Source organism: Caulobacter sp. BE264, assembly GCF_031457805.1.
Taxonomy (GTDB): domain Bacteria; phylum Pseudomonadota; class Alphaproteobacteria; order Caulobacterales; family Caulobacteraceae; genus Caulobacter.
This window is the reverse complement of record NZ_JAVDXI010000005.1, coordinates 195,005-207,470: the sequence shown is the minus strand read 5'-3', so window position 1 is coordinate 207,470 and position 12,466 is coordinate 195,005. Positions and strand designations below refer to the sequence as shown.

14 protein-coding genes are annotated in these 12,466 nt (G+C 65.6%); 13 read left to right on the top strand and 1 reads right to left on the bottom strand.

Annotated features, from left to right (window positions below):
* Positions 1-24 precede the first annotated feature (24 nt).
* The gene (locus J2X45_RS13790) at positions 25-1,632 is read left to right on the top strand and encodes a globin-coupled sensor protein (RefSeq protein ID WP_310216055.1); all 1,608 of its coding nucleotides are present in this window, start codon (positions 25-27) and stop codon (positions 1,630-1,632) included.
* A gap of 277 nt (positions 1,633-1,909) precedes the next feature.
* Here the strand turns inward: J2X45_RS13790 and J2X45_RS13785 are convergent, their stop codons facing one another.
* Positions 1,910-2,221, bottom strand: coding sequence for a hypothetical protein (locus J2X45_RS13785; RefSeq protein ID WP_310215643.1), 312 nt, complete (start codon positions 2,219-2,221; stop codon positions 1,910-1,912).
* A gap of 296 nt (positions 2,222-2,517) precedes the next feature.
* Here J2X45_RS13785 and J2X45_RS13780 point away from each other — a divergent pair, with 296 nt between their 5' ends.
* The 12 genes from J2X45_RS13780 (at position 2,518) to J2X45_RS13725 (ending at position 12,333) form a co-directional block, all read left to right on the top strand.
* Positions 2,518-4,539: a methyl-accepting chemotaxis protein gene (locus J2X45_RS13780; protein WP_310215641.1), complete on the top strand. Its 2,022-nt coding sequence runs from the start codon at positions 2,518-2,520 to the stop codon at positions 4,537-4,539.
* A complete protein-coding gene (locus J2X45_RS13775) occupies positions 4,539-4,826 on the top strand; it encodes an STAS domain-containing protein (protein WP_096053365.1) in 288 nt (95 codons plus the stop codon). The genes J2X45_RS13780 and J2X45_RS13775 overlap by 1 nt, the downstream gene beginning before the upstream one ends.
* Complete coding sequence (locus J2X45_RS13770; protein ID WP_010918320.1) at positions 4,823-5,188, top strand: response regulator; 366 nt, start codon at positions 4,823-4,825, stop codon at positions 5,186-5,188. The genes J2X45_RS13775 and J2X45_RS13770 overlap by 4 nt, the downstream gene beginning before the upstream one ends.
* 68 nt (positions 5,189-5,256) lie before the next feature.
* Complete coding sequence (locus J2X45_RS13765) at positions 5,257-7,530, top strand: chemotaxis protein CheA (protein ID WP_310215637.1); 2,274 nt, start codon at positions 5,257-5,259, stop codon at positions 7,528-7,530.
* Positions 7,531-7,533: 3 nt separating this feature from the next.
* Positions 7,534-8,001, top strand: a complete 468-nt coding sequence (locus J2X45_RS13760) for a chemotaxis protein CheW (protein WP_310215636.1) — start codon at positions 7,534-7,536, stop codon at positions 7,999-8,001.
* A complete protein-coding gene (locus J2X45_RS13755; RefSeq protein ID WP_310215635.1) occupies positions 8,001-8,882 on the top strand; it encodes a protein-glutamate O-methyltransferase CheR in 882 nt (293 codons plus the stop codon). Before J2X45_RS13760 ends, J2X45_RS13755 begins: the two co-directional genes overlap by 1 nt.
* Entirely contained in the window at positions 8,882-9,916 is a 1,035-nt protein-coding gene (locus J2X45_RS13750; RefSeq protein WP_310215634.1) for a chemotaxis response regulator protein-glutamate methylesterase, read from the top strand. The genes J2X45_RS13755 and J2X45_RS13750 overlap by 1 nt, the downstream gene beginning before the upstream one ends.
* A 3-nt stretch (positions 9,917-9,919) precedes the next feature.
* Positions 9,920-10,309 (top strand): response regulator, encoded by a 390-nt coding sequence (locus tag J2X45_RS13745; protein ID WP_019847929.1) that lies wholly within the window; start codon positions 9,920-9,922, stop codon positions 10,307-10,309.
* On the top strand, positions 10,306-10,869 hold the full coding sequence (locus tag J2X45_RS13740; protein WP_310215633.1) for a chemotaxis protein CheD: 564 nt from the start codon (positions 10,306-10,308) through the stop codon (positions 10,867-10,869). Before J2X45_RS13745 ends, J2X45_RS13740 begins: the two co-directional genes overlap by 4 nt.
* A gap of 3 nt (positions 10,870-10,872) precedes the next feature.
* Positions 10,873-11,256 carry a chemotaxis protein CheU gene (locus J2X45_RS13735; RefSeq protein ID WP_310215632.1) on the top strand — a complete coding sequence of 128 codons (384 nt, stop codon included), beginning with the start codon at positions 10,873-10,875 and terminating at the stop codon, positions 11,254-11,256.
* 7 nt (positions 11,257-11,263) lie between these two features.
* On the top strand, positions 11,264-11,866 hold the full coding sequence (locus J2X45_RS13730) for a response regulator (protein WP_310215631.1): 603 nt from the start codon (positions 11,264-11,266) through the stop codon (positions 11,864-11,866).
* A complete protein-coding gene (locus tag J2X45_RS13725; RefSeq protein ID WP_310215630.1) occupies positions 11,863-12,333 on the top strand; it encodes a chemotaxis protein CheE in 471 nt (156 codons plus the stop codon). Before J2X45_RS13730 ends, J2X45_RS13725 begins: the two co-directional genes overlap by 4 nt.
* Positions 12,334-12,466 lie beyond the last annotated feature (133 nt).

Here is a 12,466-nt window from a genome sequence, read left to right as displayed (position 1 = left end):
AGCCCAGGCTTTCCTCACGAAATGATGGGGACGGCTATGAGCCAGGACTACGCGATCGGCGAACGCACAGCGTTTATGGGGATCGATGACAAGGCGCGATCGGCGCTGCGCGACCTGCGCCCGGTGATCCGGGCCGAGATCGGCAAGGCGCTAGACAGCTTCTACGGCAAGGTCCGGTCGACCCCCGAGACGCGCAAGTTCTTCAGCGACGACCGGCACATGGACGCGGCGAGCTCGCGGCAGCAGACCCACTGGGCCTTGATCGCCGAGGGCCAGTTCAGCGACGACTACGTTCGGGCGGTGCGGGCCATCGGTCAGACCCATGCGCGCATTGGGCTGGAGCCCCGCTGGTACATCGGTGGCTACGCGGTCGTCGGCGACCATCTGGTTCGGGCCGTGATCGACTCGATGTGGCCCAAGGGGCTGATGTCGAAGGGCGGCTCCGATCGCGCTGGCGAGGCGGTCGCCGCGCTAATGAAGGCGATCTTCCTGGATATGGACTTCGCCATCTCGATCTATCTGGAAACCCTGGACAACGAACGGCTCCGCCTGGAGGCTGAGCAGAAGAAGGCGCAGGCGCGGCAGGAGCATGTCGTCACGCTCCTGGCCGAGGCGTTGGATCGTCTCGCGGCCGGCGATCTTCTGGCGCGTCTCGACGGCGAGGTCTGCACCGAGTTCCAGAAGCTCAAGGGCGACTTCAACCATGCTGTCAGCCTGCTCGATCAGGCCATGTGCGGCGTTGGCGGCGCGACCGAGGGAATCCGCTCCAGCACCGAGGAAATCAGCGTCGCCGCCGACGACCTTGCGCGTCGCACCGAACAACAAGCCGCCAGCCTGGAAGAGACGGCAGCCGCCTTGGACCAGATCACCGCCACTGTTCGGCGCTCGGCCGCTGGCGCCAAGCAGGCTCAGGAGGTAGTCGCGGGCGCCAAGACCGACGCCGAGCGGTCCGGCGCGGTCGTCAGTCAAGCGGTCGCCGCCATGGGTGAGATCGAAACCAGCTCCCGCGAGATCGGCAATATCATCGGCGTGATCGACGAGATCGCCTTCCAGACCAACCTTCTGGCGTTGAACGCCGGTGTCGAGGCGGCGCGCGCCGGTGAAGCTGGTCGCGGCTTCGCCGTCGTCGCCCAAGAGGTCCGGGCTCTGGCGCAACGTTCGGCCGACGCGGCGAAGGAGATCAAGACCTTGATCTCGACCTCGACCCGGCAGGTTGAGACGGGGGTGGCGCTGGTGGGGCAGACCGGCGATGCGCTGCGGGGGATCGTGACGAAGGTCGCTGAGATCGATGAACTAATCGCCCAGATCTCGGTCTCCGCTCAGGAGCAATCGAGCGGCCTGCACGAGGTGAACACCGCCGTGAACCAGATGGACCAGGTCACCCAACAGAACGCCGCCATGGTCGAGCAGACAACGGCGGCGACCCATTCTCTCAAGAGCCAGACCGGTGAGCTCGTGAGGCAGGTGGAGACCTTCCGGACGTCGGGAGGGCGTCGCGCTTCATCGCAGCCGGCGAGGTCGCCCGCACCGGTGACGACTCCGCCTCGCCCCTCAGCGAGCCGACCGGGCGGCGCGCCGGTGTCGCGCGGCGGCGCTGCTGTCGCTCTCAAGGAAGAGTGGGAAGAGTTCTAGGCCGCGTCCCGAAGAGCCTCGCGCGTCAAAACGGAATCGTTTTGACGCGATAACGAGGCTCTAGATCAAACACCTAGAGCGTGACTGTCACCGAAACCGGTTCCCACTTTCGGCGTCATGCTCTGGACCTCGCTCAAACGAAGAAAGGCCGCGTCGTATTGACGCGGCCTTTCTTTCTGGGGTCTCGCCGCCCAAGGGCCCTGGCCGAACTCCACAAAGCAAAACGCCCCCGTCGACCAAGTCGACGGAGGCGTCTTTGTTCCGACCGGAAAGACGCTTACGCGCCGCCCGGGAAGCGGAACGGAACCTTCACGGAGCCGGTCTTGGCGCCCATCGGGAGCTTTTCGGCGATGCACATCGCGGCCTTGTCGAAGCCCTTACCGGCGGCGCTGTTGTCGACGACCTTGCAGTCCGACAGCTTGCCGCCGTCAGCATTGCACTCAAGCATGACTTGTGCGGCGTCGCGCGTGTTGGCGTGCTGCTGCAGGCAACGAGCCATTTGGTCTTCGAAACCGCCCGCGGCCGAGGCGACCTGAGCGACAAACAAGCTGCCAGCGATTCCCGCGGCAATAGCGATCGGATATTTCATCCCGCTGCTCCTAGTAATGAATTCACGTCCTGTGGACGACGCGCCAACCGGACGCAGCAGCAAATTGGCAGGCTCGCGTTAAAATAGTCTGAGTCGCTGAATAATATTCGCGATTTACTTTCAGGTAACCATGTCTCGATGCTTCTGAGACTCTTGTTACGTCAGGAGCTGCCTATAGAATCCGTAAGCGGGCAGCTGCGACCAAACGACCACCTGATCCAAAATGGGACGAAAATCGGCCGGTTCCTTTAACCAAGTCAGAGTCTGTTAGTAATCTGTCGGGATTATCCCCCTTCATGTTGGCGATCCGTGGGCACGGGGCGCTGGTTGGAGGGGACCTCGCGATGAAACGGATCCGTCTCGTCGATCTACCATTGATCATCAAAATCGGCTTCGCGCCGGCGTTTGCGCTGTTGATGCTGGCCGTGATGGCCGGCGGCGCCATCGTCGTGCAGAAGAGCCAGTCCGCCGCTCTGAAGCAGGTTGTTGAAAACGACATGCGTCAAAACCTGGAGATCGAACGGATCTCCAAGCGGATCTCGAACATCAACGGCGAACTGTTCGTCGTGATGACCCACAAGGCGGGCAACATCGAGGTTGATAAGAACGATGCGCGGATGGCCGCCGTTCTGGCCGAGACCGACGCGGTCAAAAAGGATCTGCTGGCGCTGAAGAGCAAGCTGCCGGCGGCCGAGCAGCCGAAGATCGCCGAGCTGATCAAGTCGCTCGAAGAGTGCCGCAGCGCCATCGACACCGTCAGCGGGATGATCGGGGTCGACTTCAACATGGCCGCCGGCTTCATCGCGCCGTTCGAAGAACAATACGCCAAGATGACCGGCCAACTGGACCAGGTCGTGGCCGCCGCCAACAAGCGCGTTCAGAGCGAAACCGCCAAGCGCCAGGCTGAAGCCACCGCCGCGATGAGCGTGACCATCATCATGTCGCTGCTCACCCTCGCCGCCGTCGGCGCCTTGGCCTTCCTGACGGTCATGACGACCCGCAAGTCGATCAACGATATCGCGGCCGCGACCGACAAGCTGTCCAAGGGCGACAACAGTATCGATCTCGAGAAGCTGACGCGCGGCGACGAGCTGGGCGCCATCGTGACCGCCCTGAAGGTCTTCCGTGACAACCAGCTGCACCTTGAGCAGCTGCGCGCCGACCAGGAGAAGTCCGCCGCCCTTACGGCTGACGAACGCCGCGCCAAGGAAGCCGCCGCCGCCGCCGCCGCCCAGGAGGCCTCCTTGGTGGTGTCGAACCTGGCCGAGGGCCTGGAGAAGCTGGCTTCGGGCGACCTGACGTTCCGCGTCACCGCCGATTTCCCCGGCGACTACCGTAAGCTGAAGGACGACTTCAACGCCGCCATGGGCTCGCTGCAGGAGACGATGAAGGTCATCGCCGCCTCGACCGACGGCCTGCGCACCGGCGCCGACGAAATCGCTCACGCGTCCGACGACCTGTCGCGCCGCACCGAGCAACAGGCCGCCAGCCTGGAAGAAACCGCCGCCGCGCTCGACGAGCTGACCGCCACGGTGCGCCGCACCGCCGCGGGCGCTCGCCAAGCCTCCGACGTCGTGTCAACGACCCGTGGCGAAGCGACGCATAGCGGTCAGGTCGTGCACCAGGCAGTCTCGGCTATGGGCGAGATCGAAAAGAGCTCGGGCCAGATCAGCCAGATCATCGGGGTCATCGACGAAATCGCCTTCCAGACCAACCTCCTGGCCCTGAACGCCGGCGTCGAGGCCGCCCGTGCGGGCGAGGCGGGACGCGGTTTCGCGGTGGTCGCCCAGGAAGTTCGGGCCCTGGCCCAGCGCTCCGCCGAGGCGGCCAAGGAAATCAAGGCGCTGATCTCCAGCTCGACCCAGCAGGTCAGCCAAGGCGTCAGCCTGGTCGGCCAGACGGGCGAGGCGCTGCAGCGGATCGTCACCAAGGTCGGCGAGATCGATGCGCTGGTCACCGAAATCGCGGCCTCGGCCGCAGAGCAGGCGACCGGCCTGAATGAGGTCAACACCGCCGTGAACCAGATGGACCAGGTCACCCAGCAGAACGCCGCCATGGTCGAGCAATCGACCGCCGCGACGCACTCGCTGAAGGGCGAGACCGCTGAACTGGTCCGCCTGATGGCCCGCTTCCAGGTGGGATCGGGGTCATCGTCCTACGCCCGTCCGGCGGTCGCCGAAGCGGGGCACCATGCTCCGGCGCGCAATCCGGTGGCCGAACAGCAGGCGCGCCTGAACAGCTTCGCCCGTCCGGGCCGGAGCAGCGGTTCGGCGGCGGTCGCTCAGGCCCCGGTCACTGACGGTTGGGAGGAATTCTGATGGTCGCCGCGATCTCTCTGCCTGAAAACTTGGATCTCAAGGCCGCAGCGCCTCTGAAGGCCGCCTTCCTCGAGCGTCGCGGCGCCGAGATCATCATCGAAGCCGATCAGGTTCGCCGCCTCGGCGGGTTGTGCCTGCAGGTGCTGCTGGCCGCCCGCAAGGCTTGGGACCAGGACGGCCATCCGTTTTCCATCAAGGGGCCCTCAGAGGCCTTCGTCGAAACCACCCGTCTATTTGGCGCCGCAGGGGCGCTCCTTTCGGCGGAATTCCAAGGAGCTGAATCGTGACGCGTACGGTTCTCACGGTCGATGATTCCCGGACGATGCGGGACATGCTGCGCATGGCTCTCGCCGGCGCCGGCTTCAATGTGGTCGAGGCGGTGGACGGCGAGCATGGTCTCGAAGTCCTGTCCGCCCATCGCCCTGATGTGATCATCACGGACATCAACATGCCCAAGCTGGATGGCTTCGGCTTCATCGAGGCGGTGCGCGTCGACGACGACTACCGCGCGATCCCGATCCTGGTTCTGACCACGGAAAGCGACCCTGCCAAGAAGCAGCGGGCCCGCGAAGCCGGCGCGACGGGCTGGATCGTCAAGCCGTTCAATCCGGAAAAGCTCGTCGACGCGATCCGTCGCGTGGCCGCCTGATCAAGAACGCAGATCCAAGACCCTGCTTTTGACTACCCGTTGCTAGACGCGAATTAGGACTTACGGGAATGGACGAGCTAGAGGCCATCAAGGTCACCTTCTTCCAGGAGTGCGAGGAACTGCTCGCCGACCTCGAAGGCGGTCTCCTCGCCATGGAAGAAGGGGCCGGCGACCTCGAGACGGTCAACGCCGTGTTCCGCGCCGTCCATTCCATCAAGGGCGGCGCCGGGGCTTTCGGCCTCGAGCCGCTCGTGCGCTTCGCCCACGTCTTCGAAACCCTGCTGGACGCCGTACGCGCCGGCTCGGTGCCGAACACGGTTGAGCTGGCCGCTGTTCTCCTTCGCGCCTCGGACATCCTGGCCGACCACGTCAGCGCCGCACGCGGCCTGGGCGATGTCGACATGGCGGCCTCGGCCGCCATGGCCGCCGAACTGGAGCAATGGACGGATCCCAACGCGGCGCCCGCGGCCCCTGCGCCCGCCGCCGAGTCCATTGTCTCCGAAGACGCCGCGCCGATCGTCATCGGGGCGGATGACGACGCGATGGACGAAGATGATCTCGGTTTCGTCTTCGTGCCGCAGACCATCACCGTCGAGGCCCAAGCGGCCGACGCCGAGCTGGTCCCCTCGAACGTCTGGACGGTGTCGATCCGTCCGAAGTCCGACCTGTATCGGAAGGCGAACGAGACCGCGCTCCTGCTGCGCGAACTCAGCCGCCTTGGCCCAATCAAGGCGACGCTCGACGACAGCGCTCTTCCGACCCTACAGGACCTGGACCCTGAAGCCGCCTTCGTGACGTGGAGCGTGCGCCTCGAGACCGATCAGGACGAGGCCGCCATTCGCGAGGTCTTCGAGTTCGTGGACGGCGACTGCGACCTGGAGATCATCCACGGCGAAAGCGCGGTGGAGGCCACCCTCGCCGTGCTGACGGCGCCCGCCGAGCCGATGGCCGTCGTCGAACCGATCGCGCCCGCGCCTGTCGAAGTCGCTCCTCCGCCGGTCATCGCGTCAGCGCCCGTCGCGGACGTTCCGCCCGTCGTCGAGGCCGCCAAGCCTGCGCCCGCCACGCCCGCTGCGGCTGCGGCAGCGACGCCGAAGGCTACGCCCGTCGAAGTGCCAGGACCCGGTCAATCGGTCATTCGTGTCGATCCCGAACGCATCGACCGACTCATCGACCTCGTCGGCGAGCTTGTGATCAACCAGGCGATGCTGGCGCAACGCGTCGGCGAATACGGCATCGCCCCGTCTTCCAACCTGGCCATGGGCCTCGACGAGCTGGAACAGCTGACGCGCGAGATCCAGGACAGCGTGATGGCCATCCGCGCCCAGCCGGTGAAGTCGGTGTTCCAGCGCATGCCGCGTCTGGTTCGCGAAGTCGCCAACATGACGGGCAAGCAGGCCCGTCTGGTGATGGACGGCGAAAACACCGAGGTCGACAAGACGGTCATCGAGCGCCTGTCCGACCCGATCACCCACATGCTGCGCAACGCCATCGACCACGGGCTGGAAAGCCCCGAGGAGCGCAAGGCCGCCGGCAAGAACCCGGAAGGCGTCGTGCGCCTTGCGGCCCTGCACCGCAGCGGCCGGATCGTCATCGAGGTCTCGGACGACGGCAAGGGCATCAACCGCGAGCGCGTCTTCGGCATCGCCGTCAAGAAGGGACTGATCGCGCCTGACCTGCAGCTGACCGACGAGGAGATCGACAACCTGATCTTCCTGCCGGGCTTCTCCACCGCCGAAAAGATCTCGGACGTATCGGGCCGCGGCGTCGGCATGGACGTGGTCAAGCGCTCGGTCCAGGCCTTGGGCGGCCGCATCTCGATCTCCTCGCGCCCGGGCCAAGGCTCGACCTTCACGCTCAGCCTGCCGCTGACCCTGGCCGTCCTGGACGGCATGGTGGTCGACGTCGCCGGCGAGACCCTGGTCGTGCCGCTCGCCGCCATCGTCGAGAGCCTGCGTCCGAAGCCTGAAGAGGTTCGTCCGTTGGGCCCGGTGGGCTCGGTGCTGGCCGTCCGCGACAGCTTCGTCCCGCTCATCGATGTCGGCCTGACGCTGGGCTATCGCGAGGAAAGCCCGCATCCGACCGACGGCGTCGTGCTGCTGGTCGAGGGCGAGGACGGCTCGCGCGCCGCCCTGGTGGCCGACGCCATCCATGGCCAGCGCCAGGTGGTCATCAAGTCGCTTGAACAGAACTACCAGCAGGTCGAGGGCGTGGCCGCCGCGACGATCCTGGGCGATGGCCGCGTGGCCCTCATCCTGGATGTTGACGCCACGATCAACCTGCGCCGTCGCGAGGGTGGCGCGCCGCGTCCCCCTGAGCCCAGCCTCATCGCCGCGGAGTAAGTCATGACGGATCATGCCACCGCCACCAGCGCCGATCGGCGCGAGCTGATCTCCTTCCGCGTGGGCGAGCAGGAGTACTGCGTCGACATCATGGCTGTGCGCGAAATCCGGGGCTGGAGCCCTGCGACGACGCTGCCGCAGTCCCCCGGCTACATGCGCGGCGTCATCAACCTGCGCGGCGCGGTCCTGCCGATCATGGATCTGGCTTGCCGCCTCGGCATGCCGGTGATCGAGCCCACGGTCCGCAGCGTGTTCATCGTCGTCAAGGCGGGTGATCGCACCGTCGGTCTCCTGGTCGACGCGGTGTCGGACATCCTGTCGATCAACGACGACATGATCCAGCCGACGCCCGACGTCGCCTGTGACGCCGTCCGTAGCTTTGTCCGCGGGATTATCTCGGTCGAGGGACGCATGATCAGCGAGATTTCTCTGGATCGAATCCTGCCTGAACGGGAGGCGTTGGCCGCCTGATGTCTACTGTCGCCACATCCTCTTCGGACCGCCGCGAGGCCATCGTCGATGGCGAGTTCGCGTTCACGAACCAGGATTTCAAACGTATCGCCGCGTTGCTCTACGACCTGGCTGGCATCAGCCTGCCGGACAGCAAGGCGACTCTGGTCTACTCGCGTCTGGCCAAGCGCTTGCGCGCTCTGGGCTTGCGCTCGTTCAGCGAGTACTGCGCCTTCGTCGCCAGCGACAACGGCCATGACGAGAGCCAGGAGATGCTGCGGGCGCTGACCACCAACGTCACGCGCTTCTTCCGCGAGCCGCACCACTTCGACGACCTGCGCGCCAATGTGCTGGAGCCGGTCGCCGACAAGGTCCGCGCCGGTGGCCGGCTGCGCTTGTGGTCCGCCGCCAGTTCGTCGGGGCAAGAGCCCTACTCGATGGCTTTCACGGTCCTGTCGGTGTGGCCTAACGCCGCAGACCTCGACATCCGGATCCTGGGCACGGACATCGACACCAACGTCCTCGCTACGGGGCGGGCCGCCGTCTACGACGAGGGCCTGCTGGAAGGCATTCCCGCCGCCGCGCGCAGCCAATACTTCGAGCGCGATCCGAGTGATCGGCGCAACTGGCGTGTTTGCGAGGCGGCCCGAAGCCTCGTCGCGTTCCGCGAACTAAATCTCAACGGTCCGTCCTGGCCAATGAAAGGCCCGTTCGACGCCATTTTCTGTCGGAATGTCGTGATCTATTTTGATGAACCTACTCAGGAACGTGTCTGGAACCGGTTCGCGCCGCTCGTCGCGCCGGGTGGCCGGCTCTATGTGGGGCACTCTGAACGCGTCGGCGCATCCGTGACCGCGTTCGAGAGCTGCGGTCTGACCGCCTACCGGAAGGTGGGGCGCTAATGGCCAAGATTCGCGTTCTTGTCGTTGATGACTCCGCCACGATGCGGAGCCTGATTTCGGCGGCCCTCAATCGTGATCCGGATATCGAGGTGGTCGGCGGCGCCGGCGACCCGTTCGAGGCGCGGGGCATGATCAAGGCCCTGAACCCCGACGTCGTCACGCTCGACATCGAAATGCCGAACATGAACGGCATCGACTTCCTCGAGAAGATCATGCGCCTGCGGCCGATGCCGGTCGTCATGGTCTCGACCCTGACCCAGGCCGGCGCCGAGATGACGCTGCGAGCCCTGGAACTGGGCGCGGTGGACTGCGTGGGCAAGCCCGCTGACGCCACCGGCACCCAGGAAGCCCTGGCCGAGATCGTCGCCAAGGTGAAGATCGCGGCGCGCGCTTCGGTTCGCACCAACGCGGGCGCTGCGCCCACTACGGCGGCCCCGCGCCGCAAGGACTTCATGCCCTCGGGCGACATCGTGGCGATCGGCTCATCGACCGGTGGGGTGGAAGCCCTGTTGTCGATCCTGCAGCTCTTCCCCGACACCTGCCCGCCGACGGTGATCACTCAGCACATGCCGGCGACGTTCACCGCCAGCTTCGCCGCCCGCCTCGACCGTTCGAGCGGCGCCAAGGTTCAGGAGGCCTTCGACGGGGCCCCGCTGGAGCCTGGCAAGGTCTATGTCGCCCCGGGCGGCGCTACGCACCTGGAGGTCGTCCGTTCGGCCGGCCTACGTTGCCGCCTCGTCGCTGGCGACCCTGTCAGCGGGCACCGTCCTTCGGTGGACGTGTTGTTCAACTCGGTGGCCAACGCCGTGGGCGACAAGGCGGTGGGCGTAATCCTGACCGGCATGGGCCGCGACGGCGCCCAAGGCCTTCTGGCTATGCGCAAGGCCGGCGCCAAAACGCTGGGCCAGGACGAGGCAAGCTGCGTCGTCTACGGCATGCCCCGTTCCGCTTTCGAAATCGGCGCCGTGGAGAAGCAGGTCAGCCTGTCCTCCATGGGCCAGTCCATCCTCGATTTGGCCTCCGCGAGGCGATAGACCATGCCCCAAGCAAGCTCCATCTCCGTTCTGGTGGTCGACGACCAGCTCACCATGCGGGCCTTGATCCGGAATGCGCTGCAGCAGATCGGATTCAAGGACATCCGTGAGGCGCCCGATGGCGAGGAGGCTCTCAAGAACCTCCTGGCCAAGCCGGCGAACCTCGTCATCTCGGACTTCAACATGCCGAAGATGGACGGCCTGGCGCTGTTGCGCGCGGTGCGTTCGCACCCGCCGATCCGCCAGACCGCCTTCGTCATGCTCACCGGACGCGCCGACCGCGAACTGGTGCAGCGCGCCGTGCAGTTCGGCGTGAACAACTACTGCGTGAAACCCTTCACGGTCCAAGGCCTGAAGGAAAAAATCGAGCAAGTGTTCGGGCAACTGACATGACGGCATTCCATCACGACGACCCGGAACGCGCGATCAAGGTTCACGTCACGCAGGGCGAAAGCCATGTGTCGACCGATCCCAACGTGGTCATGACCACGGTGCTGGGCTCCTGTATCGCCGCGTGCATCCGCGACCCGCAGAACGGTGTCGGCGGCATGAACCACTTCCTGCTGCCGGACTCCGGCGACGGGCGCCGGGACGGCGACGCCGTCCGTTATGGCGCCTATGCGATGGAAGTGCTGATCAACGACCTCCTGAAGCGCGGCGCGCGGCGCGAGCGTCTTGAGGCCAAGATCTTCGGCGGCGCCAAGCTGTTCGATGGCCTCTCGGACGTGGGCGCCAGCAACGCCGCCTTCGCCGAGCGCTTCCTGCGCGATGAAGGCATCCCGATCGTCTCGTCCAGCACGGGTGGCGTTTCGGCCCGCCGCGTCGAGTTCTGGCCCGCTTCCGGCCGCGTTCGGCAGCGCTTGGTCGCCGTCGACAACGCGCCGCAGGACGTCCGGCGTCCGACTCCCCCGCCGATGCCGGCGGTGGCGAGCGGCGACGTGGATCTGTTCTAGCGAATGGCTGCTTCACCGCTCCAGGCCAACGCGACCACGACACCGGAAGAGCTGCTTCCAGTGGGCGAGCTGTCGCGACGCCTGGCGGCGGAATTGGCTTCGGCTGCGGCCATCTGCCAGGACTGCGAGCATATCGTGGGCGATCTGGCGGACGGCGGCGCGACCCTGCCAAACCTCACCAGACTCCAGGCGCTCGACGAGCTGAGCCAGCGTCTTCATGGCCTTTCGGCTGTGCTTCAGCGTATCGGCCAGCATGCGTCTGGCGAGTGGAGCATGTCGATCGAGCCGTTGTTGGAGGGGCTGGGCCTATCCGATCTTGTCGTCAGGCTCCGTGCGACGGAGGAGGCCGAGCGGAAAGCCGAGGCCGGCGAGCTGGACTTTTTCTAGGGCGCCGATGTCAGACGCCCTTCTTCCCTCGACCCGGATCAATCTCGAGCGGGCGACTGTGCTCGTGCTGGACGATAACGGACCCTCTCTGGACATCCTGTCCCAGGTCGTTTCCGGCTTCGGCGTCAAGCAACTGCATCGCGCCGAGACCGTCGCCGACGCCCAGGGCCTGATCAAGACAAAGACCTTCGACCTGATCATCAGCGACGTGCAGATGCCCGTGACCGATGGCATCGAGTTCATCGAATGGCTGAGGCGCGAGGGCGGGGAAACGAACCGCTTCGTTCCGGTCATCCTCGTGACCGGACACACACGCACTTCCCAGATCGTCAAGATCCGGGACGCAGGCGCCAACTACGTGGTGGCCAAGCCCATTACGCCCAAGGTTTTGCTCGAGCGGATCTTCTGGGTGGCGCGCGAGGATCGGGCGTTTATCGAGTGTCCGACCTTCGTGGGCCCAGACCGACGATTCAAACATATGGGGCCGCCTCCGGGGACGGATGGCAGACGCAAGGACGACCTTCCGGCGGAGGTGGGCGAGGCGCAGACGCCCAACCTGTCCGATGATGAAATCAGCAATATGATGCGCCCAGCGAAGGTGCAGATATGACCGTCCGTAAATTCAAACCGCCGAACCGCCTGGCCAAGATGATCAAGGAACGGGGTGGCTTGCTCGCTCAAGACGCCATCGCGGCGGCCGAAGCGGGCGTAGAGTCGCTTCGGGAGGCCTCGCTGGCGGCCTTGGACGAGACCCTCGCCGAGATCGAGGCCCGGTTTAGCCGGGCTGCCGAAGACCGGGAGGCCGAGTCGTTCGAGGCCCTCTATGTCCTCGCGTCGCGTATCATCGACGTCAGCGCCTTTGTCACCGGAACGGGTCTGGATCGCGCCGCCATGTCCCTGTGCGGGCTGGCCGACAACTGCGCCGAAGCTGGTGTCTGGCGTTGGGATGCGGTCGACGTCCACCTGAACGCCTTGAAACTCTTGCGAGCCGCCGGGGCTAGCTTGCCCGCGGCGCAGCGCGACTCCATGCTCCAGGGCCTCTACAAGGTCAGCCATTTCCGCCCCGACGAGAGCTGACCCGATCCCCAGCGGCCGGGCCGATTGTGTCGGAAACGCAACGGGCCGCAGAGTCTCTTAGCTTATGACCGCATTGTGGCCTTGTGGGTCGCCTCCGCCTTTGTTAGCAGTCTGATACCGGTGTCAAAAACCC

What these genes read in the sequence shown, in the direction of transcription:
- J2X45_RS13790 (WP_310216055.1), top strand. Translation starts at nt 25, where the DNA reads ATGGGGACGGCTATGAGCCAGGACTACGCGATCGGCGAACGCACAGCG.
- J2X45_RS13785 (WP_310215643.1), bottom strand. Translation starts at nt 2,221, where the DNA reads ATGAAATATCCGATCGCTATTGCCGCGGGAATCGCTGGCAGCTTGTTT.
- J2X45_RS13780 (WP_310215641.1), top strand. Translation starts at nt 2,518, where the DNA reads ATGTTGGCGATCCGTGGGCACGGGGCGCTGGTTGGAGGGGACCTCGCG.
- J2X45_RS13775 (WP_096053365.1), top strand. Translation starts at nt 4,539, where the DNA reads ATGGTCGCCGCGATCTCTCTGCCTGAAAACTTGGATCTCAAGGCCGCA.
- J2X45_RS13765 (WP_310215637.1), top strand. Translation starts at nt 5,257, where the DNA reads ATGGACGAGCTAGAGGCCATCAAGGTCACCTTCTTCCAGGAGTGCGAG.
- J2X45_RS13760 (WP_310215636.1), top strand. Translation starts at nt 7,534, where the DNA reads ATGACGGATCATGCCACCGCCACCAGCGCCGATCGGCGCGAGCTGATC.
- J2X45_RS13755 (WP_310215635.1), top strand. Translation starts at nt 8,001, where the DNA reads ATGTCTACTGTCGCCACATCCTCTTCGGACCGCCGCGAGGCCATCGTC.
- J2X45_RS13750 (WP_310215634.1), top strand. Translation starts at nt 8,882, where the DNA reads ATGGCCAAGATTCGCGTTCTTGTCGTTGATGACTCCGCCACGATGCGG.
- J2X45_RS13745 (WP_019847929.1), top strand. Translation starts at nt 9,920, where the DNA reads ATGCCCCAAGCAAGCTCCATCTCCGTTCTGGTGGTCGACGACCAGCTC.
- J2X45_RS13740 (WP_310215633.1), top strand. Translation starts at nt 10,306, where the DNA reads ATGACGGCATTCCATCACGACGACCCGGAACGCGCGATCAAGGTTCAC.
- J2X45_RS13735 (WP_310215632.1), top strand. Translation starts at nt 10,873, where the DNA reads ATGGCTGCTTCACCGCTCCAGGCCAACGCGACCACGACACCGGAAGAG.
- J2X45_RS13730 (WP_310215631.1), top strand. Translation starts at nt 11,264, where the DNA reads ATGTCAGACGCCCTTCTTCCCTCGACCCGGATCAATCTCGAGCGGGCG.
- J2X45_RS13725 (WP_310215630.1), top strand. Translation starts at nt 11,863, where the DNA reads ATGACCGTCCGTAAATTCAAACCGCCGAACCGCCTGGCCAAGATGATC.